This is a genomic window from Burkholderia sp. BE17 (assembly GCF_009362305.1).
GTDB classification, from domain to species: domain Bacteria; phylum Pseudomonadota; class Gammaproteobacteria; order Burkholderiales; family Burkholderiaceae; genus Burkholderia; species Burkholderia pyrrocinia_C.
In genome coordinates, this window is record NZ_WHNU01000036.1 from 74,573 (window position 1) to 96,285 (window position 21,713).

General features: G+C 63.4%; 19 protein-coding genes and 1 pseudogene. 9 read left to right on the plus strand and 11 right to left on the minus strand.

Features of this window, described 5'->3' with window-relative positions:
* Nucleotides 1–52 precede the first annotated feature (52 nt).
* Together GD429_RS27945 and GD429_RS27950 are read right to left on the minus strand one after the other, a co-directional pair.
* The gene (locus tag GD429_RS27945; protein WP_027789935.1) at nucleotides 53–472 is read right to left on the minus strand and encodes a secondary thiamine-phosphate synthase enzyme YjbQ; all 420 of its coding nucleotides are present in this window, start codon (nucleotides 470–472) and stop codon (nucleotides 53–55) included.
* A gap of 10 nt (nucleotides 473–482) precedes the next feature.
* Complete coding sequence (locus GD429_RS27950; protein WP_021160574.1) at nucleotides 483–809, minus strand: thioredoxin family protein; 327 nt, start codon at nucleotides 807–809, stop codon at nucleotides 483–485.
* Nucleotides 810–1,036: 227 nt separating this feature from the next.
* Between GD429_RS27950 and GD429_RS27955 the strand changes: the two genes are divergently transcribed.
* Nucleotides 1,037–1,738 carry a flavin reductase family protein gene (locus GD429_RS27955; protein ID WP_152861800.1) on the plus strand — a complete coding sequence of 234 codons (702 nt, stop codon included), beginning with the start codon at nucleotides 1,037–1,039 and terminating at the stop codon, nucleotides 1,736–1,738.
* Nucleotides 1,739–1,883: 145 nt separating this feature from the next.
* Here GD429_RS27955 and gcvA read toward each other — a convergent pair whose 3' ends face one another.
* Complete coding sequence (gene gcvA / locus GD429_RS27960) at nucleotides 1,884–2,816, minus strand: transcriptional regulator GcvA (protein ID WP_059696122.1); 933 nt, start codon at nucleotides 2,814–2,816, stop codon at nucleotides 1,884–1,886.
* A 138-nt stretch (nucleotides 2,817–2,954) separates the two neighbouring features.
* On the opposite strand from gcvA, the gene GD429_RS27965 reads away from it, so the two are divergent.
* Nucleotides 2,955–4,157, plus strand: coding sequence for an MFS transporter (locus GD429_RS27965; protein WP_152861831.1), 1,203 nt, complete (start codon nucleotides 2,955–2,957; stop codon nucleotides 4,155–4,157).
* Between the two features lie 14 nt (nucleotides 4,158–4,171).
* Nucleotides 4,172–5,068 carry an oxidoreductase gene (locus GD429_RS27970; protein WP_152861830.1) on the plus strand — a complete coding sequence of 299 codons (897 nt, stop codon included), beginning with the start codon at nucleotides 4,172–4,174 and terminating at the stop codon, nucleotides 5,066–5,068.
* 184 nt (nucleotides 5,069–5,252) lie between these two features.
* On the opposite strand, the gene GD429_RS27975 is transcribed toward GD429_RS27970, so the two are convergent.
* Nucleotides 5,253–5,825, minus strand: a complete 573-nt coding sequence (locus GD429_RS27975) for a YbhB/YbcL family Raf kinase inhibitor-like protein (RefSeq protein WP_059696124.1) — start codon at nucleotides 5,823–5,825, stop codon at nucleotides 5,253–5,255.
* A 472-nt stretch (nucleotides 5,826–6,297) separates the two neighbouring features.
* Here GD429_RS27975 and GD429_RS27980 point away from each other — a divergent pair, with 472 nt between their 5' ends.
* Nucleotides 6,298–6,630, plus strand: a complete 333-nt coding sequence (locus GD429_RS27980) for a DUF2322 family protein (RefSeq protein ID WP_048021448.1) — start codon at nucleotides 6,298–6,300, stop codon at nucleotides 6,628–6,630.
* 658 nt (nucleotides 6,631–7,288) lie between these two features.
* A complete protein-coding gene (locus GD429_RS27985) occupies nucleotides 7,289–8,500 on the plus strand; it encodes a polysaccharide biosynthesis protein (RefSeq protein WP_152861802.1) in 1,212 nt (403 codons plus the stop codon).
* Here GD429_RS27985 and GD429_RS40705 read toward each other — a convergent pair.
* Together GD429_RS40705 and GD429_RS41305 are read right to left on the minus strand one after the other, a co-directional pair.
* Nucleotides 8,436–9,362, minus strand: a complete 927-nt coding sequence (locus GD429_RS40705; RefSeq protein ID WP_193727224.1) for a hypothetical protein — start codon at nucleotides 9,360–9,362, stop codon at nucleotides 8,436–8,438. The two genes, GD429_RS27985 and GD429_RS40705, sit on opposite strands and share 65 nt — an antisense overlap.
* A gap of 66 nt (nucleotides 9,363–9,428) precedes the next feature.
* Nucleotides 9,429–9,773 (minus strand): hypothetical protein, encoded by a 345-nt coding sequence (locus GD429_RS41305; protein ID WP_227791774.1) that lies wholly within the window; start codon nucleotides 9,771–9,773, stop codon nucleotides 9,429–9,431.
* Between GD429_RS41305 and GD429_RS27995 the strand changes: the two genes are divergently transcribed.
* A complete protein-coding gene (locus GD429_RS27995) occupies nucleotides 9,772–10,665 on the plus strand; it encodes an acyltransferase family protein (protein ID WP_265334695.1) in 894 nt (297 codons plus the stop codon). The genes GD429_RS41305 and GD429_RS27995 overlap by 2 nt on opposite strands.
* Nucleotides 10,666–11,041: 376 nt before the next feature.
* A pseudogene (locus tag GD429_RS28000) lies at nucleotides 11,042–11,674 on the plus strand (DDE-type integrase/transposase/recombinase); the annotation flags it as partial.
* Nucleotides 11,675–11,935: 261 nt separating this feature from the next.
* Here GD429_RS28000 and GD429_RS28005 read toward each other — a convergent pair.
* From GD429_RS28005 to GD429_RS28020, 4 genes are all read right to left on the minus strand, one after another.
* Entirely contained in the window at nucleotides 11,936–12,988 is a 1,053-nt protein-coding gene (locus GD429_RS28005) for a fimbrial protein (protein WP_152861804.1), read from the minus strand.
* A 183-nt stretch (nucleotides 12,989–13,171) separates the two neighbouring features.
* Nucleotides 13,172–15,739 (minus strand): fimbria/pilus outer membrane usher protein, encoded by a 2,568-nt coding sequence (locus tag GD429_RS28010; RefSeq protein WP_152861806.1) that lies wholly within the window; start codon nucleotides 15,737–15,739, stop codon nucleotides 13,172–13,174.
* 181 nt (nucleotides 15,740–15,920) lie between these two features.
* A complete protein-coding gene (locus GD429_RS28015) occupies nucleotides 15,921–16,649 on the minus strand; it encodes a fimbria/pilus periplasmic chaperone (RefSeq protein ID WP_321574925.1) in 729 nt (242 codons plus the stop codon).
* Nucleotides 16,650–16,813: 164 nt separating this feature from the next.
* Nucleotides 16,814–17,554: a fimbrial protein gene (locus GD429_RS28020; protein WP_321574926.1), complete on the minus strand. Its 741-nt coding sequence runs from the start codon at nucleotides 17,552–17,554 to the stop codon at nucleotides 16,814–16,816.
* 286 nt (nucleotides 17,555–17,840) lie between these two features.
* Between GD429_RS28020 and GD429_RS41680 the strand changes: the two genes are divergently transcribed.
* Both GD429_RS41680 and GD429_RS28025 read left to right on the plus strand, forming a co-directional pair.
* Nucleotides 17,841–17,963 carry a hypothetical protein gene (locus tag GD429_RS41680; RefSeq protein ID WP_265334696.1) on the plus strand — a complete coding sequence of 41 codons (123 nt, stop codon included), beginning with the start codon at nucleotides 17,841–17,843 and terminating at the stop codon, nucleotides 17,961–17,963.
* Between the two features lie 65 nt (nucleotides 17,964–18,028).
* Entirely contained in the window at nucleotides 18,029–18,316 is a 288-nt protein-coding gene (locus tag GD429_RS28025) for a fimbria/pilus outer membrane usher protein (RefSeq protein ID WP_193727223.1), read from the plus strand.
* A 162-nt stretch (nucleotides 18,317–18,478) separates the two neighbouring features.
* On the opposite strand, the gene GD429_RS28030 is transcribed toward GD429_RS28025, so the two are convergent.
* The gene (locus tag GD429_RS28030) at nucleotides 18,479–21,571 is read right to left on the minus strand and encodes a hybrid sensor histidine kinase/response regulator (protein ID WP_152861812.1); all 3,093 of its coding nucleotides are present in this window, start codon (nucleotides 21,569–21,571) and stop codon (nucleotides 18,479–18,481) included.
* Nucleotides 21,572–21,713: the final 142 nt, after the last annotated feature.

Below are 21,713 nucleotides of genomic sequence, written 5' to 3' on the forward strand. Positions count from 1 at the left end.
TGTGCGCACAGGCACCGCATTACGAGCCGCGCGCGGCGTCACCCGTCGAGACTCATTCGCCAATCAGATGCAGCACGATGTCGCGCCGGTGCGCGGCGCGGCGATGCTCGAACAGGTAAATGCCCTGCCACGTACCGAGCACCATCCGTCCGTGCTCGACCGGGATCGACAGCTGTACCTGCGTGAGCGCCGTGCGCAGATGCGCGGGCATGTCGTCGGGCCCTTCGGTGTCGTGCTCGTAGCGCGTGGCGTCCTCCGGTGCGAGCGTCGCGAAGTAGCGTTCGAGATCGCGCTGCACCGACGGATCCGCATTCTCCTGGATCAGCAGCGACGCCGACGTATGGCGGCAGAACACGGTGAGCAGGCCGGTGCGGATCGCCTGCTGGTCGACGAATGCACGCACCTGCGGCGTGAATTCGACGAGGCCGCTGCCGCGTGTGTCGACGCCGATGTGCGTGAGGGCCTGTTGCATCTCGGCGACCTCAGGCCAGCGCGGCGAAGCCGTCGGCTTCGATCTGCTTCGCGTCGGCCGGGCGCACGACGCGCGCGACCTCGACACCGTCGCGCAGGAACACCAGCGTCGGCCACAGCTTCACGCCGAACGAACGGCCGAGCGGGCGGCCCGGGCCATCCTCGATCTTCAGGTGCCGCACCGCAGGATGCGCGGAGAACGACGCGACGATCGCGGGCTGCGCGCCTGCGCAGATCCCGCACCAGTTCGCGCCGAATTCGATGACGGTTGCGCCGCCCAGTGCGTCGACTTCCGCGCGCGTCGGTGCATTGGCGGTGTAGCGTTGCTCGGTATCCATCAGGCCCTCGTGTGCGTTGGCGGAACGTGGCCGCGCCCGCGTGCGTGGTGCGGCGGTCGCGGCCTGCGATTTCCTACTCTAGCGGAAAAGCGCGCGTGATGCCGGCCGGTCCGTTGCGGCGCCCACGCCGCCTGCGCCCCTTCCGGAATGACACGACAAGATTCGGAGCGCCGCGCCGCCGCGACAGGATCAGCATGCGGACTGATCCGTCACCAGGGGCACCCGCCATGAATGCGCCGCATTGCGTCACCGAACCGAACATCCTCTATTTCGGCACGCCCGTCGTGCTGATCAGCACGCTGAACGAAAACGGCACGCCCAATCTCGCGCCGATCTCGTCCGCGTTCTGGCTCGGCTGGCGCGGCGTGATCGGCATCGCCGCCAGCTCGCAGACCACCCGCAACCTGATGCGCACCGGCGAATGCGTGCTGAACCTGCCGTCGTCGGCGCAGGCGGACGCGGTCGACCGGATCGCGCGCACGACGGGCACGCATCCGGTGCCCGACGGCAAGCGCGCGAGAGGCTACGTATTCGAACCCGACAAGTTCGGCACGGCCGCGCTCACCGCAACCGCGTCGCAAACCGTCGCGCCGCCGCGCGCGCTCGAATGCCCGGTGCACATGGAAGCGGTCGTCGCGGCCGCGCACGGGATCGGCGACGAGGCACCGGACCTGCGCGGCCACATCCGCGTGTTCGAGTTGCGCATCCAGCGCGTGCACGTGCATCCCGACCTGCTGATGGACGGCCACGCGGACCGCATCGACCCGGACAAATGGTCGCCGCTGATCATGAGCTTCCAGAAGTTCTACGGGCTGGAGCCGCGGCAGGTGCATGCGTCGCGGCTCGCGGAGATTCCCGAGCGCGCTTATCGCAGCCCCGATATCGAGCGCTCGCGTGAAGCGGGCATGTTGACCGGCGCCGGACGGTAACGAAGCGCCCGGCGCAATGGCAGTAAACCCGGCGCGTCGTCGTGCCTCCACCGGCGGTATCGATGCGGCTGCGCCGACCCGGCACCGCCTCGCACTGCCGGCCCTGCGCATCGCGGTGCCGATCGTGCGGATCGACACCGCGAGCCTATCCCGCCTCGCGGCCCGCCATGCGTTCCATCCATTGCTCGAACGCGGACACCGCGGCATCGTCGGCACGATCGGCGTTCGTCACCAGCATGTAGTCGTCAGCACGCCATACGGGCGACGCGATCGGACACACGAGGCGCCCCTCGGCGAGATCGCGCCCGATCAGCGGCAGTGATGCCAGGGCCACGCCGAGCCCCTCGATGGCCGCGCCGAGCTGAAGATTCACATGATCGAATTCGACATGACGCGCGGCGCGCAGATCGGAAGCCCCCGCTTCCTGCAACCAGTGCGACCAGGCGGAGCGCGTCGTGGCCGAATGCAGCAGGGTGTGATGGCGCAGGTCGGCCACGCTCTGTATCGGATGCCGGCGCAGCAATGCGGGATTGCAGGCCGGCACGCGCAGGTCGGGCATCAACGGGCGCGATACGACGCCCGCGCCCTGCTCGGGACCGGAACGAACACCGATATCGAAAGCGTCGGCGACATAGCGCAACTTGCGCGATGTCGTCGACACCCTCACGTCGATGTCGGGGTAGCGCGAATGGAAATCGGCGAGCCGCGGCAGCAGCCAGCACAGCGCAAAGCTCATCGGCACATTCACCCGCACGACGCCCGATATCCGGTGCTTGAACGTGTCGTGGCGCAGCCGCCCCACCGCGGTACCGAGGCGCTCGAACACGTGGCTGACGTCATGCAGCAACGCGGCCCCTTCGTCGGTCAGCACGACACCGCGCGGACGACGGTCGAACAACGGCAGGCCGAACCAGTCCTCCAGCAGCCGGATCTGCTTGCCTACGGCCCAGTGGGTGACATGCAGTTCCACCGCCGCCCCCGCGAAGCTGCCGTGCCGCGCGACCGCATCGAAAGCGCGCAGCGCATTGAGCGGAGGCAACTCGCCCCGATGCTTCGCCGTGTCCTGGTTGTCGTTCATGACGTGACTTTTTCTCTCCGTTGACGCGATTTTAGTTCAATTGAAATGGCTGCTGCCTCACCCATAAAATTGACGCATCGAGCGTGAAAACAATGCCGCGAGCGGCTTCCACCGACCGCTCGCACGGAGCGAATGACGATGCGCCTGCCGGTTTTTTCCCCTCCCGCGACGCGGGAGACTGCACCGCCCCGACGGCGCGTGCTGTGGCTGTCCTGCATTGCGCACGCAATGCACGATGGCTATACGGACATGATCTACGCGTTGCTACCCGTGTGGCAGTCGGAATTCGGGCTCGACTTTGCGGCCCTGGCGATCCTGCGCGGCATCTATGCCGGCACGATGGCGACGCTGCAGTTGTCTGCGGGGCGCCTCGCACAACACCTGGGCAGCGGCACGACCCTCGCATTCGGCACACTGCTCGCCGCGCTCGGTTATGCGCTCGCGGGCCTGTCGGGTGGCCTGCTCGGTCTAGGCGTGGCGCTGGCGATTTCGGGCGGCGGATCCAGCACGCAGCATCCGATCGCATCGGGCGCCGTCTCCCGCCTCTATGGACGCGACGCGAGAGGCCCGCTGAGCATCTACAACTTTGCCGGCGATCTGGGGAAATCCGCACTGCCGGCCGCCATTTCGCTGCTCGTGACCATGATGCCGTGGCGTCACGCGCTATGGATCGTCGCCGGATTGGGCTGCGTCGTGGCCGCCGTCATCGCGCTCTGGTTTCCCGCCGTGCCGCGTGGCGCCGGCAAGACGGCGGCCAAAGAACAAGCGGCCGCTCAACGCAGCGGCACCGGGGGAAGCGGATTCCCCACGCTGTTTTCCATCGGCGTGCTCGATACGGCGGTACGCATGGGACTGCTGACATTTCTGCCTTTCCTGCTCAAGGCAAAAGGTGTCTCGCCGCAACTGCTGGGAACGGCGCTTGCACTCGTTTTCACAGGCGGTGCGGCCGGCAAATTCATGTGTGGCTGGCTGGGCGCGCGTCTGGGTATGGTCAGGACGGTGCTGCTCACGGAGGGTGGTACAGCCGCGTGCATCGTCGCGGTGATGTATCTCCCTTTGGCACTTGCCATGGTGCTGCTGCCGATTCTGGGTATGATGCTCAACGGCACTTCGTCGGTGCTGTACGGAACCGTTCCGGAGATGTCCGCACCCGAGCGCACCGAGCGCGCATTCGCGATTTTCTATACGGGGACGATCGCATCCGGCGCGATATCGCCTGTTCTCTACGGTTTCCTGGGCGACAGGATCGGTGTGCATGGCGCCACGTATGCGACCGCGCTGACCGCCCTCGCGATTTTTCCGCTCGCCCTCGCACTGCGCCCGCATCTGGCGGATGACTGAACAGGATGAACACCATGACGAACGCTGACTACCCGACCGTCGCCCTCGTCGGTCCGGGCGCAATCGGAACGACCGTCGCCGCGGCCCTTCATGAAGCCGGCCGCACGCCGGTGATCTGCGGCCGCTCGGCACACGAACAGTTGAAGCTGCGCTTCGACGGCGGCGAGATCGTCGTGCCCGGGCCCGTACTGACCGATCCGCACGCGGTCGAGGACAGGTTCGATCTCGTGTTCGTTGCGGTCAAATCGACGCAGATAGCGAGTGCGGCACCCTGGGTCTCCGCGCTATGCGATGCGAATACCGTCGTCTGCGTGCTGCAAAACGGCGTCGAGCAAAAAGCCGCGTTCGCACCGTATGCGGCCGGCGCCACGGTCGTGCCGTCGGTCGTCTGGTTTCCGGCGCAACGCGAATCGGGCGCATCGGTGTGGCTGCGGGGCAAGCCTCGGCTCACCCTGCCCGATACGCCGGCGAGCAACGTGGTGGTGTCCGCTTTGCACGGCACGCGCTGCGCGCCGGAGGTGGCGGAGGATTTCATCTCGCTCGCCTGGCGCAAGCTCTTGCAGAACGCAGTGGCGGGACTCATGGTGCTGACCGGTCGCCGCGCCGGCATGTACGCGCGAAGCGACATCACCGAACTGTCGCTCGCCTACCTGCGGGAATGTCTCGAGGTCGCGCGGGCGGAGGGCGCGAAGCTGGGCGATGAAGTGCCGCAGGAAATCGTCGATGGATTGCATGGCTTTCCGCCCGATTTAGGTACGTCCATCCTTGCCGACCGACAAAGCAACCATCCGCTCGAATGGGACTGCCGGAACGGCGTCGTGCAGCGCTACGGACGAACGCACGGCATTCCGACGCCGATCAGCGATCTGGTCGTTCCGCTTCTCGCTGCCGCCAGCGATGGTCCGGGCTAGTCGCAAGCAAACCCAAGGGATCGGATCGACGCGAGACTCACCGCCTCACCGGTCATGAAATTCGGCCGCAGGTCACCGGCTCGCGCCACACCGCTTCTCGTCAGCAGCGGTGGGCGTTTCGTCAACGGCGTGAACCTGAATGTCGACGGCGGGATGTCGCTGCGATGACCTCCCGCCAGGACGCTCACTCCGCCGCCCGGTGATACATCGCAACGTAGCGAGCCCGTGCAATCACTTTTCCGTGCATCTGATATGCAACGAGGGCCGGGCTCGACGTGGCGTTCACGTCGATACTCGGAACAGAGAGCGCCGATGCCGTAACGATGTATCGGTGCGACTCCCCCTGAGGCGGGCAAGGCCCGCCGTATTTCGCCGCGCCGAAGTCGGTCAGCGTTTCGATGGCCCCCGCAGGCATCCGCTTCGGATCGCCGGAGGCGCCCTTTTCGATCGACGTGTCGGATGCCGGAATATTGACGACGCCCCAATGCATCCAGCCCAGTCCGCCCGTCGGGGCATCGGGGTCGTGAATGGTCACGACGACGCTCTTCGTTCCGTGAGGAAGATGGGACCACGAAATGCGTGGCGAGACGTTTCCGCCGTGGCAGCCAAATCCGCCGTAGACCTGTTCGTTCTCGAACCGGCCATGGTTCAGGTCATCGACTTTGACGGAGAACGTTCCCGCGACAGCGATGGTCGGCACGATCGACAAGAGCATCGCGGAGCAGAGGGTCGATCGCGGCAGGAAATTGAATGTCATGGTTGCTCCGTTGAAAAGGACGGCGTTTCCGCAGCAGGCAAGAACGATCCAGCCGAACGAAGCGGACGGATTGCCGGCTTCGTTGCGGCAGGTACTTCGGGTTGGAACATGGAACAAGCGTTGTACAACCCGCGCTCAAACAAATTGTAGATTTGGATTCCCGACGTCAGTAGCGTCGCCAACGCGTTCACCATGTTGTCTTGATGGCAACAATTGACGACGGGCATGTCTTGAAATTGCGAGCGCGACTGTCACGCTGATGCGGCGGCGGCACGAGAAGCAGGCATGGCAAACCGGACGGCTGCGCGTCGCGGAGCATTCCCGCGTGCCCGCAATCGGCCGCCGAGCGCGTCTGCGATCGGATGATCAGACTCCGTGCAAATCGCCCGGTCGCGTCGAAAAGTGCATCGCGGCGAATCAGATAACATACAGGCCGCCACCTTTCCACGATCAAACCGACGGAGTGTCTTCAGTGATTCAACCGACCCCTGTATTCAAGGACAATCTCGCGCAACTGCCGGCCATCGACGGTATCGCGCGCATCGATCTCGCCGGCGCGAACGGCGACGTGGTCGCGACCATCGAGAACCAGCCGGGCAAGCAGGGCTCGCTCGCGGTGTACAACTATCTGCAGCAGGCATTCGGCACGCTCGACGCGAAAGCGGCCGAGCACGGCCTCGCCGTGTTCGCCGAACATACGGCCGACGCACGCAACCGCCCGGGCGCGCACCCGAACGTCGATCGTCTGCTGGCGATCGTCGACGGCGGCGAAGCGCTGCGCATCGACGTCGTCGCGAAGGGCTGAGCAACAGGCGGGGCAATGATGCCGCGCCTCAATGCGCGGCACGCGCATGCATCGCGTCAATGGATGCCGATGCATGCCGGATCATCGTCCCTCCAGCAGCGTCACCGCAATTCAGTCAAACCTGACGGAGCACATGCAAGCGTCGGTAAAAGCGCATCGCTTGCGTCGAGCACACGCAGTTGCCCGTCAACGCCATCGATGACGGCCTCGCCCGCCACTCGTCATTTCCACGACTGACTCCCCTGATTTAAACAATACGCCTCGAAAATCGCCATCTGGCCGGCAAATCGCGTCGTCCGTCACGCGACGACGCCGGACTTTGCGCGACCCATTGCACACGCACGTCCAGTGCGCAACCCGTCGCGGGAACTGCATACCGTCCCGGCATCGGCCATGCCGGCGTGCTTCAGCGAACACGGCGCCGACAACCGGAACGATCGGCGGCCGGTCTTTCGCAACCCACGCCTCTCGAAAACCCCAGCACATCGCATTAGTACATGTATTAATAGCCTGGCCGTTCATTTAATACGTGTCCCATTTAAATCGCATCCCAGGTTATCCAAAATTGTCTTTGGTTGAGTCGAATCCAACACATCGCAACCTCAGGCTCGGATCTGACTGTATTTAAAAGTTCGGCCTGACGATCGTCATCGCGCGCATGCTCGGCTTCGATGCAGTCGCCGTCTACGGGCTCGCGGTCGCCGCGTCCGTCGTCGCGTCGAAGCTGCTCGGGCTCGGCTTCAGCACGGAGCTCAACCGCCGGTTGAGCGCGAGCGACCCGCGGCCCGCGATCGGCAAGGCGCGCAGACTGTGGGCCGTGTTCGGCGGGCTTTATCTGCTGATCTGCACGTCGCTCGCGATCGCATCGCTCGCCGGTTTTCCGGCCGGAGAATTCGGCCTGCCGACGCGCGTGCTCTGGTGCGTCCTGCTCGTGGTGCTCTCCGAGCATGCGGCATTCGAAACGAACGCATGGCTGTTTTCGCTGCACCGCCCGCGCACGGGCTCGTTGCTGCTGTTCATGCGCACCGGCGCATGGGCCGGCATCGCGTGCGCCGACCTGCTCGTCGGCGCAGTGCGCTCGATCGAAGCCGTATTCGCGCTGTGGTTCGCGTGCAATGCGTGCGCCGTGGCCGTGTCATGGCATCGCATCGGCGTGCTTGCATTCCAGGCAGGCCACGCAGGGCGGGCCGCGCGCATGCCGGCGGCCCGCGACATGATCGAGGTCTGGCTGCGCGGCCTGCCGTTCTACGCGGCAGGCGCGCTGCTGTCGATCCTGCAGTACGCCGAGCGCTTCATCGCCGGTGGCCAGGCGAGTGCCGACGCGCTCGGCCGCTATGTTTTCGCGTGGTCGGTCGCCAACGCCGTGCAGACGGTCGCGTTCGCGACGGTCGCCGCCACGGCCGCGCCCGGTTTCGTGCGCGTGCTCGCGGACGATCCCGCCGACTTCCGTCGTCGGCTGCGCCGTGCGGTGGCGGCAAGCGCGGGTCTGGCGGCATTGCTTTCCGTCGCGATCCTCGTCGTGCACGACGACATGTTCCGGCTCGCGAACGAACGGACCGGTGCGCACGAGGTCGTGTTGCTGGCGGTGCTGCTCGCGTCGCTCGTGCTGCGCGCGGCCGCCGACGTGCTGTGGGCGGCCGCGATCGCGTTGCGGACCGGCGTCGCCGTCACGCTGTCGATGGCAGGCGTCGCGCTGGTTTGCGTGCCGGCCGCGTGGTACCTGATCGCGGGTTTCGGCACGACCGGCGCGGCGCTCGCGCATCTGACGGCCAGCATCGCGATCGTTGGCGTGCTGGCGCCGATCGTCATGCGCGGCGAGCGAATCCACGCGGCTGGCGCAATCCGGAGGAGCGTATCCGATGCTGCATAAGCTGATTGGTGCAGGGCCGACCCTCAGCCGCGGGTTGACCCGCGCGATCGCGGCGCTGGCCGTGTTTCTCTACTGGATCGTCTATGCGAAGGCCGGTGCGTTCCTGCTGGAATACGTGTTCCGCGACGCAGAGAAGATCCAGAGCCAGATCGGTGGATCGGGCGACTACGACGGCACGTCGTTCGATGCCGTCGCGAAGTTCTACGCGATGCTGGGCGTCGGCGGCACCCACGCGTTCACCGCCGCGGTCGGCGCGCTGTTCATCTGCGTGATGATCGCGCAGGGGCGCCGCGCCGGTTCGCTCGCGGCGAGCCTCGTGCTGCTCGTGCCCTGCGTGTTCTTCAACCTGTTCGTCGCGAGCAAGGACACGCTCGTCGTGCTGATCGCGATCGTGCTGGCCAGGGTCGCGCAACGCCGCCCCGCGCTCGTCGCGATCGCGGCAGCCGTCGTGCTGTACGGCGCCTATGCGGCAATCGTGCGCAGCTATTTCGCGCTGATCCTCGGGGTCGCGCTCGCCGTGCTGCTGTTCCGGCGCGGCACATGGCGCCGCAGGACGCTGCTGATGCTGGCCGCGCCGCTCGTGCTCGTGCTGCTGCCGAACGACGCGTATTACCTGCTGCTGCATCCGCGCGACATGGCCGCGGACTACCTCGCGTACGGTTCGCCGTACGGCGCGCGCACCAGCTTCCACAACCCGATCGCCCCGACGTCGTTTTTCGCGTTCTGCGTCGATTACCTGTACGCGACGCTGCGATTGAATCTGCCGGTGCTGTTCTCGCCCGGGCCGAAGGAAATCGCCATGCAGGGGTTTGTCTGGATCGCGCTGGCCACCGTGTGGCGGCGCACGCCCGGCGACGGCCAATTGGCTCGCGTCGCTCGTCGTCGGGCATGTCGCCGTGTCGATGCTGTTCGAGCCCGATCTCGGCAGTTACACGCGCCATTTGTCGAGCGTGTCGCTGCTGGGCGCGATGCAGTTCGCCGGTTTCGCGCGCCCGGCACGCCGACCGGGTCGGTCGGCGTCCATGCCGGGCGCCGACGCCGGCGCCGCAAGCGGTGTCGAAGCGCACGTGCCTCCGTCCGCAATCTCGCCTTCGCGACGCACGGTCGGGAGGTACATGTGAGCGCAAACACACGGCGCCAGCCCGTCTACCTGAACATCCAGTCCGCGCGGGCGCTCGCCGCGCTCGCGGTTGTCGCTTATCACCTGCATGTGCTGCCGTCCGGGCAAGCCGGAGGGAGGCGACGTCTTCTTCGTGATCAGCGGATTCATCATGTCGTGCGTCGCGCCATACGAGGGCCGCAATTTCCTCGTCAAGCGCGTGATCCGGATCGTGCCGCTCTACTGGGTGACGACGCTCGGCATCTACGCGATCGCGCTGCTGCGTCCTCACTGGCTGAACACGACGACGGCAGCGCCCGATTATCTCGTCAAGTCGCTGCTGTTCATCCCGTACGTAAAGGAAAACGGCCATTGGGGGCCGCTGAATCTCAACGGCTGGACGCTCGAGTACGAGATGCTGTTCTATCTCGTCGTCGCGGCCGCGCTCGGTTGCGTGCGTGCACGTCATGCGGCCGTGCTTGCCGCGCTGACACTCGCGTTGCTGTGCGCATGCGTGGCCGTTCTCGACCCACGCGGTGCGACCGTCGTCGACCATCTCGGTCAGCCGTTCGTGCTGGAATTCGGTCTTGGTGTCGTGGCGCACGGCGTGCTGCAAACCGGCATCGTGAAGCGGATCGCCGCGCCCGTCTGGGCCGCCGTCGCCGTTGCCGCCATCGCGGCGATCCCATTGCTGCAGATGCGCTACGGTACACCGGAAGGGTTTGCGCGGGTCGTGCTGTGGGGCGGCCCCGCGTTCGTGCTGATCGTCGCGCTGGTCGCGCTCGACAGGCGGGGTTGGACCAACCGGAACCGGATCACAGCCGAGCTCGGCGCCTCCAGCTATTCGATCTATCTGATCCGTCCCTACGTGATCGGCATGGCCGGCAAGCTTGCCGGACTACGCGCTGATCCGCGCACGGGGGCGGGCCTTGGCGCCGCGTGCGCGATCCTCGGCGTGGCCTGCGTCTGCGGTTACGTGTGTCACGTATGGATCGAACGACCGATGTTGAAGGCGCTGAACCGGAGATTCCGGCGCGCACGCGGCGCGGCCGATTTGTCGACGTGATCGCAAGCAGGATGCGATAAGGCTAGACTCGGCGAGCCGCACCGGCTGTCGCCCGGATGGACCTATCCGCCATTTTGTGGGCGGGGCAATGGAATGGACGCCTCCCACCCCGTGAGTTGCGGAGGTGGCAAACCGGAGGGTCCGCCATGAAGCTCACGCCAGTTGGGATCGACATTGCAAAGAACGTCTTTCAAGTCCACCACGTCGATGAGGAGACCGGCGAGGCCCTAATCTTACTGTGTCAATAAATTCATGCCACTATAGGAACTTCTTCATCCATGGCGTGAGGCATGATGGACTGGGAGACGTCATTCGAGGTGTATCTGGAACATTTGTGTGAAGCACTTGGGCATAACGATCGCGAATTGGGCTGATGGTGTTCAATGCGAAACGCATCTATCGCGTCATGAGCACCCATGGCTTGCTGATGGAGCGGCGACCGGTTCCGCCTCGCCCTCAGCGACGGCACGACGGCAAGGTGGCCGTGGCGCGCAGCAACCAGCGTTGGTGTTCGGACGGCTTCGAGTTCCGGTGCGACAACGGCGAGCCGCTGCGCGTGACGTTCGCGCTGGACTGCTGCGACCGCGAAGCCATGAGCTGGGCGGCCACGACGGCGGGCCACAGCGGCGACATCGTGCGCGACGTGATGCTGGCTGCAGTGGAAAATCGTTTCGGTACTGCGTTGCATACGCCATCCGAAATCGAGTGGTTGAGCGACAACGGTTCAGGCTACACAGCCGACGAGACGCGCCGGTTCGCTATGGACATCGGTCTGAAGCCATTGACCACGCCCGTATGCAGCCCGCAAAGTAACGGCATGGCCGAGAGCTTCGTGAAAACGATGAAGCGCGATTACGTGGCCTTCATGCCGAAGCCGGATGCAGCAACTGCGGCGCAGAACCTGACCATCGCCTTCGAGCATTACACCGAGAAGCATCCCCAGAGCGCGTTGAAATACCGCTCGCCAAGAGCGTTTCGTCGCGCGATGGATTCAGCAACCTTAGTGTGATGCCGTGTCCGGGATTACAGGGTCAACTCCACCAAGATTGAAATGGCCCGAAGAAATCAGGCAGGTCAGGCCGCGCGTGATCACGAGGAAGGTGCTGGAACCGCCAATCCCCAATCGTGACGCCTACGAACTCGGCCCTGGGGACGATGACATGCGTACCTGCTCGATATAGCATGATATTCAGGGTGAATCGAGCGTCCGTGTACGGACGCTCACCCACGCCATTCCAGCCCATGACGAGATTCCAACGCCCCGGGGTTGTTACTGATAGCTCATCGTGAATGTCGCGCGGCCATCGGCCTTACCTGGCGTGACCGTGGGGGCAGACTGGACATATCGCGCGCTGAGCGGAATGTTGAACGAGCCATTACCCGTCGAGCCTGCCAGCCACTGGTTGGTATTGCCGAGGACATTCGAATCCGGGCCGTAGGCAACCAATGCCGTGCCGTTGTTACGCAGAACCTGGATGCCAACACCGGTTGCCGTGGACTCCGGAATGAGCGAAAGCGTCGTTGTTTCGTTACCCTTTCGAGTGTTGTCCGTCAAGGTTACGTAGACGGCCGTCAAGTAACCGGGGTCACCACCTGAACACGTCAGTTTGATATCAAAGGGCCGTGCGTTCGACGTGGAACCAACGCCCTTGAAGATCGTTTTGGGCATCGCACCCAAGGGTACAGCGATCGAGGGTGTTGCAACGGTGCAAGTCGGGGTTTTGGGGACCAGAATGATAGGCGCCGACCATCGAAAGTTCCAAACCAACCCGGAAATTTGTCCCCCTGTTCCGTTGTTTTCTCCAAAAATCCCGATCAATTGCCCTGCGCCAACACTCCCCGTCTTAACAAGCTGGACCTCTAATTTCGCAGCGCTGCTTGGATTCAGCGTAGTAGTCTGGTAGTTAGATGCCGGCCAGAATCCAGAAGGCTCCGCTCTAGGAGCCCACCTTATCTTCATTCCAACACCCTGCACGCCTGTGGCATAAATATTTTTGCCAAGGTACTCGTTGGTTCCTTTATAGCTCGAGACCCAGGTGAACTCGCCGCTCGGGCAATTTCCAATAATCGATGATCCTGCTAACACCGTACCCTTCCACAAGACGGCACCTATGGGTACAGATGGATCCAAACTAATTGACGAGGGCCCCTCCATGTTTAACGTATGCGGCGTTGAACACGAAACTGCATTTGCGATAGATGGAATGGCTCCCGTCAATACCAGAATGGCGACGGCTTTAGCGGAGACAGAAGATTTTTCCACTTTCCTCGCATTCCGATATGCACGACATGCACCCAGATTTTTAACTAACAAGCTCAGCATGAAATTTCTCGCACAGATTCAACAGATGATTTTAAAACTTCACCATCGCTCGGTGAACGTCGACGTTCCCGCAGTCGGGCAAATGGCATTTTCAGCCTGTACTTCGCTCATCGTCTGATTACCTCAACCACGATGCCGATGGCGGCTGATATAGAAATGACCGTCACCCGACCGCACTGACACTCATTGACATATCGAATCAAGCTGATCGTACTCCGAGCCATTTCTCGCACTATCCTTTACCGGTAGAGAATAATTGATGCGACAAAGCGATTTATCACCGCTACCGATCTTTACATCGAGCATGCCCTGATCGCTGATCCCACGCGTAAAGATTTTGCTCGCTTGCCCGACCGCGCCGACTTCCTTTCTTTCTTCGTCATAGACGAGTGCGCCGAACGGCAGCGGTGTGCCGTCTTTTTGAGGCGCACGAATCAGCACTGCCCTGCCCGAAACCGTCTCGAACTTCATGAACACGACCGATCCGGCACGCGGTGCAATCTGCTGGCTCGTCTGCTGCAATTCGACGTCGGTCGAAGTTCCCTTGGGATCGAGTTCGATCGCGTTCATACTGTAAGGCGTCAGATACGGCACCACTGCGTAGCCCCGGCCGTCGACCCGCACCCCAGAGGTGTTGATAACGCGCGTTCCCTTGGCGTCGGGTGCCTCGATGACACCGATCGTTTCCGACAGCGGCTGCGACAGCGTGACCCCACCCGGGTGCGCAACAATCGCGCCACGCGCACCCACCGCGGCCTGCGAAAATCCGCGACCGCCAGTCACGCTCGCCTGCATCTCGGTGAACGGACTGCGGTACATCGCATTCGCGCCTCCACCCATCGACGCCGTTGTGCCGCCGCCAGCCGCCTGATTCGTGGTGACACCGTACGAGAAGTTGTTGTCCACACCGAGCGACCCCGTCAACGTCGTCTGCACCTGTGTGCGACCGCTGCTTTGGTGCGTCAAGTTGCTGGTCAACGTAACCGGACGGGTCTTGCCAAGCGGAATCGTGACGCTTGCGTAATACAAGGTACTGATCGAGCCGCCCAACGAGCGCTGACGTGTCGCCTGAACGCTGTAGCCGATGTTCCTGAAACTGTTGTTATAGCCAGCCGAATAGCTGACGTCCGAGCCCGCTCGATTCCAGTAGTTCGCCGCCGATGCAGTGACGTAAAGCTGGCCGCGCTTCTCTCCCAGATTCTGACTGAGGGTAAGAGAGGCACGATTGCGCTGACGCCAAACCGTATCGACCGAGAGACTGTTCTCGGCATTGCTGCGCGTCCGCGCCGCATCGTTCAGCCCAAAGTATCCCCCGGTCGAATAGCGATAGGCGGCCAGCGACACGTCGGTGCCTGTCGCCGGCAGATTCTTCGCATAGCTCACGCGCACGCTGCTGCCGCTCATCCGCCCCTGGCCGGGAAGCGTCGTCATCGCTTGTGTGATGTCCGCCCCGATGGCGCCGATCGGCGTGTTGAATGCGCCGCCGGCCATCGCTGCAACATACCCCTGGGCGACCGTCACACCAGCGTACCCAGTAAACAGGTTGGTGAAACCACGCTGCCAGGTGCCTTGGAAGAACCATGGATTGCCGCTGATCATTGGATCGCGAACGGTGCCGGCAACGAAACTGTACCGGTTCACGCCAGGGCGCAACGACAGCGGAACGGCCGCATATGGCACATTGAACGAATGCACGCTGCCATCTGCTTCGAGCACATCGACCGTGAGGTCGCCACCGTATCCCGTCGCGTACAGATCGTTGATCTCGAACTGGCCAGGTGCGACGGGGGTCTCGAGCAGCGTCACGCCGTTCTGCTTGATCGTCACCTTCGCATTGCTCTGTGCAATGCCGCGAACGACCGGGGCGTAGCCGCGAAGCGAATCCGGCAGCATGCGATCGTCGGACGCCACGCGCACGCCGCGGAACGACGTCGACTCGAACAGTTCGCCGCTCGTGTAGGCTTCACCGATCGTCAGTTGCGAGCGCAACTTCGGCAGATCGCGCTGGACATACGTCGCAACGTTCTGATACGTGCTTTGGCCGCTGGACGACCATGCATAGGATCCTTCGTGACGGAAATGCCAGCCACCGACATTGAACCCGCCACGCAGGCCGAGATAGCCCTGCGTCTGGCTGCCGCCCGCGCCGCCCGCGTTGAACTGGTAGAGGTTCGCGTCATAGCCGAGCATCCCCGCCGTCACCCCGGAGTCCCAGAACTCGGGGCTAACGTAGCCGCGCGCATTTCGGCTCAGCGACGCCTGCGGAATGCTAAGGTCGAGCCGCTGATCGCCGAAATCGAAGCTGCTGCTCGCGTCGGGAATCACCTCACCGATTCGCCAGCATTGATCCGCTTGCTCAACCTTCTCGGCCGCTTCCTGCGACAGTTTCTTCAGATCGACACCGATCTGCAGAAACGCCTTGCGATCGAAACAGGGTTCGGCTCGGTCACCTTTGTCGTCATCGCGAAACTGCAGTGTGGAACGGCCAACCCGGGTCTCGTTGACGTAGATGTCGACGTTGTACGAGCCTGGCGCAACGAAGTTGCCTTTCTCGAAGCGAGACAGGTCCACATTGCCGTTGAGGAGAAAGCCTTGATCGAATTGCACCTGCGCGACCGTATCAGACGGGAGATCCCTGTCGGCGCGCGCCTCGATGCCATAGACGGCGATCGCAGAGAGCACTAGTACGTAAATCGGCTTGAGCGGCAGCAATTTTCGGTCGGCCGCTAGCGAAACAGGTATCGACGTCATGTCAGCCCAGTAAAATCGTCACGCTGGAAGAGCGCGCAACAGAAAATTTCGGAAATAGGCTTCTCCCAAGCATCCCGAGGAGGCTCGCCAAACCGTTCAAGTGGAGAATTTGCGGCGGGATCGCGCATCGATCCGCCCGTGGTACGGAGGTAGCTTGTGCACTACCTCCGTTGTCGCCGGCTCAGTGAGCCGCGTTGGTATCGAGCGGGCGCTTGTTCGTCATGCCGGCGCCGTAGTCGTTGATGCTCAGATACTCGACCTCTGCCACGGCCGCCGGTGCCTGATTCAGCTCGTTGACGGGGAACGTCGACGATTCGCCAGGCGCGATGTAGCCTGCACCTGCCTCGAACGTCTTCCCGCCCGTATGCAGCGCGACATTGCCGAGGTTCACGTAGTACGCTGCGGGATTCATGCCCTTCAGCACCCAGCCCTTTCCGTCCGTGGAACGCTCAACCGTCCACTTCACCTGGGCCGGCGCCTCTTCCGACTTGCCGGCGAGATTGGTCGGGCGAAACAGCACCTTGATACGCGTACGGATCGCGAGCTGCAGGTGGTTCTCCCCCGCTACTTCCGCGCTCGGCTTCGGCGGCACTTCGAGAACGTTCAACCAGAACAGCGATTCCTTGTCTTGCGCCAGCGGTTCCTTCGTGTAAATCATGCGCAGGGTCTGTCCTTTGCTCGGATCAATCCGGAACATCGACGGCGTCAGCGTGAACGGCACGTCGATCTTGTCCGGGCTCTCGTTCGCATCGCCCTTGTCGATCCAGGTCTGAACCAGTGCAGGCGAATTCCCCACGTTGTTCAACTTCACGGTCACTTCGCGCTCGGCGGCCGGATAAATCACCCGCGTGCCGGCTATGACGACGGCTGCATGCGAACTCGCGGCGGCCATCCCAATCACTGCCGTCACTGCTACTACGAAGAATCTCCTGATCTCAACAACCATTCGTAATCCTTAATATCTATTCGTTTCATGGAAATTTTCCCGCTAAGCCGGCTCGCCTGAAAACGAGCCGGCTTAAAGAGCACAACTCCGGATTCGGCCGCTGTACAGTCGGCGGCCGTCGATCAAGCTTACTGGTAAGACATCGTGTATTGGACGCGCGAGTTTGCCGCACCAGCCTTGGCGCCGCCCAGCGATTCGTACTGAGCGTAGTAGCTCATGTTCGCATTGCCGCCCGCGATGTTCACGGTCTGCGAGTTCTGCGAAGCCACCGCCGCGCCGGCCTTGATCTTGCCGAACGTATCGTTCAGAAGACCGATTTCGACATTGGTCGCACCGCCCTGGTCGACGATCAGTCGGCCCGTGTTCTGGTTGACCGTCGGGCCCGGCTCGAAGTACGTTTGAACGAGGCCGGTTTGCGGCGAGCAGTTCGACAGCTTGATATCGAACTTCGTGCGGCCAGCCCAGCTACCCGCGCTTGCGAGCGAGGTGGTCGACACCGGCGGCAGCGCCACCGTGAAGTCCGAACCGCCACCGTTGCCGCGAATCTCGCAGGTCGTGCCGACAACGCTGCCCGTGAAATCGATCGTGCCGTCCGCTGCTTGAGCTGCCGGTGCGAGAGCGATCAGGCTGGTTGCGACGATGGCTGCCGAGAGAAGAGTCTTTTTCATATGGTTAATCTCTATAAAGTAAGAAGGTATCGGAACTGAACAAAACAAACTTGCGATAATGAACACCGATTTAAATTGGTATTCGACGCGTGGAATATCAACTCCACTGACTATATTTTCCATGAAATAGCAACGACGCAAAACAGGACAAGTACGACATTCTCCACAAACATGTAGTACAAGTACGAATTTCTTTTTCATCGCTCTAGTCGACTGATTATTAAATATATTTTTCAAATCACAACGCGTTGATCTCTGGAAAGCCCGAGAATATAGATACAGTGATGAGCGTGATTCGCCGCCTTTCGCCAGTGAAAAACAGAACACCGATTCAGTCGCCGTCACTTTCGAAAGACCGCTATCGAAGGACATCGAACGGGTAATCGAGGTAACGGCAGCCGCCCGAGCGAGCGGTTCGGTTCGAACGCCCGACGGAAGGCGTCATTCACGCCGGCGTCGACGTTCGATGCATCAAGGCGATGCTTCGGTGGTGCGAGACGCAGCCAACATCGATGCGAAGGTCACGTTCCTCGGGAACGGCATGACGCTCAACGCAACGGCGGTCGCGCCCGGCGCGTTGAGGATCGAGGATATCTGTCCAACCGGCTAGGGCAGCGGTCCGATTCGATCCGCCGCCGAGGCGGACGAAATAGGTGTACGCAGACTCGGTACAGTGTGCAGCAGCAGCCGTCGCAGTGGCCCGGCATCGGCGGCTACAGCTTCGTGGCCAGCGCGCCGTGCAACTCGCAGGCGATCGGCAGCCCGCTGTTCGCGCAAGCCACGTACCAGCTTGGCGTGACAAACCTCGTCACGTGTTATGGCGGTGTCGCGATCGCGTCGGGCTATGTGTCCGCGATCCTCCGTGCAGCGTTCAATATGCCTTTCGGAACGGATATCACCCAGATGACGCTGGCCCTCGACGCGAAGCGCTTCAACGGCTCCCGCGCACAGGTCGGCCATTAGACCAACACCGATACCGAGGTCACGGCCTACCGCGAAGCGGCGATGCGCGAACGAATCGCCGTCGAGCCCACCTCTCTGTTTGGGCAGTGGATATTGGAATGTTCAGGCAGCGATGCCCGGCATGATCGCCGCCTGTCACGAACCAACGGCAAATACCCCGGACTATTTTCCCGACTTGCCCGAGCCCGGCCCGTCACGCGTCGACAGCCGTTCGAGTGCCCACCGGACGGCATCCTCGGTCGCATCCCATACATGTTTCAATGCTTCCGGACCGCCGTCCCGCATCGCGTGTTCGGCGCGGGCGCATGCGTCGCGCGCTTCCGTGTCGCCCGCCAGAGCGAAGCCACCGCGTATCGAATGCAGTTCGATACGCAGCGTATCGGCGTCGCCGTTCGCAAGGGCGGTGCGGATCGCCGCGAGCGAATGCAGTGTCGCGTCGCGCAGTGTGCGCCGCACCTCGTCGGTCATCGCGGGCGCAACAGGTGCTCGCCCGTTCGCCGGTGCGGACGGCACCGCGTCACGTCCGGCATGTCGCCGCAACGCCGCGTCGAGTGTCTCGATCGACAGCGGCTTGAGCACAACCTCCACCGCGCCGGCCTGTTCGCAGCGCCGGCGATCCTCGTCGGTCGCGTGTGCCGTCATCGCGATCACCGGTACGCGGGCGCCCTGCTCGCGCAGGAAGTTCGCGAGCGCGAAGCCGTCGAGTTCCGGCATGCCGAGATCGGTCAGCACGACGTCGTACGGCCGCTCGAAGAACGCGCGCATCGCCTCGATGCCGTTGGACACGATTGTCGCGTCGTAGCCCAACGCGTCGAGCTGGTCACGCAGCAGCGCCCGGCTTGCCGGATGATCCTCGGCGACGAGCACGCTCAGCAGCTCGTCATCGTCGGCCTCCGCGTCCGTCTCGGCCTCTCCACCCGCTTCGAATTCCGCCTCCGCTTCGTACCCGCGCGCAGTATCCGCGAGCGCCCCGGGTTCCGGCGCATCGTCTCGCCAGCCGGATGGCGCTTCGGGCAGCGGCAACGCGGCCACGAAAACCGTGCCTTCGCCAAGATGGCTGTCGACGCGCAACTCGCCACCCATCAGCGTCACGATGCGCCGACACAGCGGCAGCCCGAGCCCCGTGCCGCCGAAGCGCCGGTAGATCGACGCGTCGGTCTGGATATAGACATCGAACAGGGTCGGCATGCTGTCTTCCGGAATGCCTATGCCCGTATCGCTGACAGCGATTTCGACGCCACGGCCGGCCGAGCCCGCCGGTGCAAGCCGTACGTCGATCGTCACACTGCCGCGCTTTGTAAACTTGATCGCATTGCTGACGAGGTTCGAGACCAGTTGCCGCAGCCGGGTCGAATCTCCCATGTAGCCATCGGCGAGATCCGGGGCAATGCGGCATGTGAGCGTGAGGTTTTTCGCATCCGCGAGCGGGCGGAAAATCGAAGTCACGTCGTTCACGACACGACGCAGGTCGAACGGAATGCTTTCGAGCGCCATCTGGTTCGACTCGGCCTTCGACAGGTCGAGCACGTCGTTGATCACGCGCAGCAGCGCATCGGACGACGACATGACCGTCTTCAGGCGCCGCCGCTCCCGTGCCGGAAGTGCCGCGCGCTCCATCAACTCCAGGTTGCCGACGATCGCATTGAGCGGCGTGCGGATCTCATGGCTCATCGTCGCAAGGAACGTCGATTTCGCCTTGTTCGCGAACTCGGCGGCTTCGCGCGCCTCGCGCAGCTTCTCCTCCGCCTGCTTGCGGGCCGTGATGTCGAGCAGCGTGCACAGCAACACGTCGATCCCGCGGTACTTGGTGCGCGCGATATGCGCGTCGAGATAGGCTGCGCCGTATCCCGCACGCTCGATGGCCAGCTCTCGCGTCACCCGCGTGCGCGCATTGCCGGCAGGCGCGCCCTCACGATATGCGCGCCACAAGCGCTTGCCGAGCGGCTCGCCCGTCACGTCCCGCTCGTACGCGATCATCGCGTCGTTGCGCACGATCGCTTCGCCGTCGGCGAACGACAGCAGCACGAGCCCGGCCGGCGCCGTGCGGATCAGCGTCCGGTTGAGCGCCTCGCTTTCGATCAGACGAATCGCACGCCGATTCGCGGGACGCAGCGCCCGCCTGTCGAACGTCACGATTGCCATCCACAGCAGCGCGATCGCGAAGAGCGCGGGTGCGACCGTCAAGCTCGCGCGCAGGACTATGTCGCTCAGAACGGCACGCCATGAGATGGTCGCCATCACCACCTCGTCCGATCTCGGCACCCGGTCGCTAACGACGAAGTTCATGCCGACGCGATGGGCGACCGCTCGCTCGCCGGCCTCGTTGCGCACGTGATCGAGCGCACGGGCCACCATTGCGCTGTCGGGTTGCCGGCCGAGCAGGACCTTGCCTCCGGCGTCGACGAGCGCGTATTCCCTGCCGGCGCCCGGCGAGCGCAGTATCCCCTCTATCAGCGGCAGGCTGTTGATGACGAACCAGACGACCGGCCTGCCGTTCGCGCCACGCACCCATTGCACCATCCGCAGCACGGAGCGCCCGAGCACCGGATCGAATCGCCGGTCCAGCACAATCGCGTTTCGACGAACCGCGGGCGCCGTCGATACGGCCGTATCGTTCGCCATCGGCCGCAGTTGCTCGACCAGTGCCCTTACGTCGAAACCGCCGGGCAGCGCAAGCGCCCGCTTCACGAGCGGATGCCCCGCCGCAACGATGAAATCGCCGTTCGGATCGATCAGATAGGCGGAACCGCCCGGATCGGCCGGTTGTGGCGGCGGCAGGACGCCCGTCACCTCGACCCGCTCGAGATAGCGTGCGAGGTAAGGCAAGTGACTGTTCGCTGACGTGGCCGGCGGGATGTCGGCGAATGCGGCGATCGCAATTCGCCCATTCCGCCCGACGAACGTCTGCTTGCCGTGCTTGCCGGCGAGCAACCCGGGCAGGCCCGGCGAATTTTCAGCGACGCTGGCCCATTGCAGCTCCATGTCCTCGACATAGCGATTCCGCAGCGCCCTCATGATCTCCACCTCGGCAACGAGTTCGGCCCTGCGTCCCGTGAACTCGACGCGGAAACGCTCGAGCGACTCCTGCACGTCGAGCAGCAACACGAGTGTCGCGCACACCAGAATGAACGCCGAGATCGCCGCGCCGCTGCCGTATAGCAGAAACTGTTGCTGCCTCCTGACGCGCCCCGGTTCGAATGGTTTGCGGACGGCCACCGTGGCGTGCGAAACAAGTCTTTTCAGCTTTGCGGGCATGTCGTATCGATCTCGTTGCTCGTGGCCGGGCGTACCGAATCATTCACCGATGCGGGCGCATCGGCTCCCTGGAAAACAGGGTAGTCGTGTCGCGCGGCGTGCCTCCGCCCGCACGCAATGCGTCATTTCAGCGGCGTCTGCC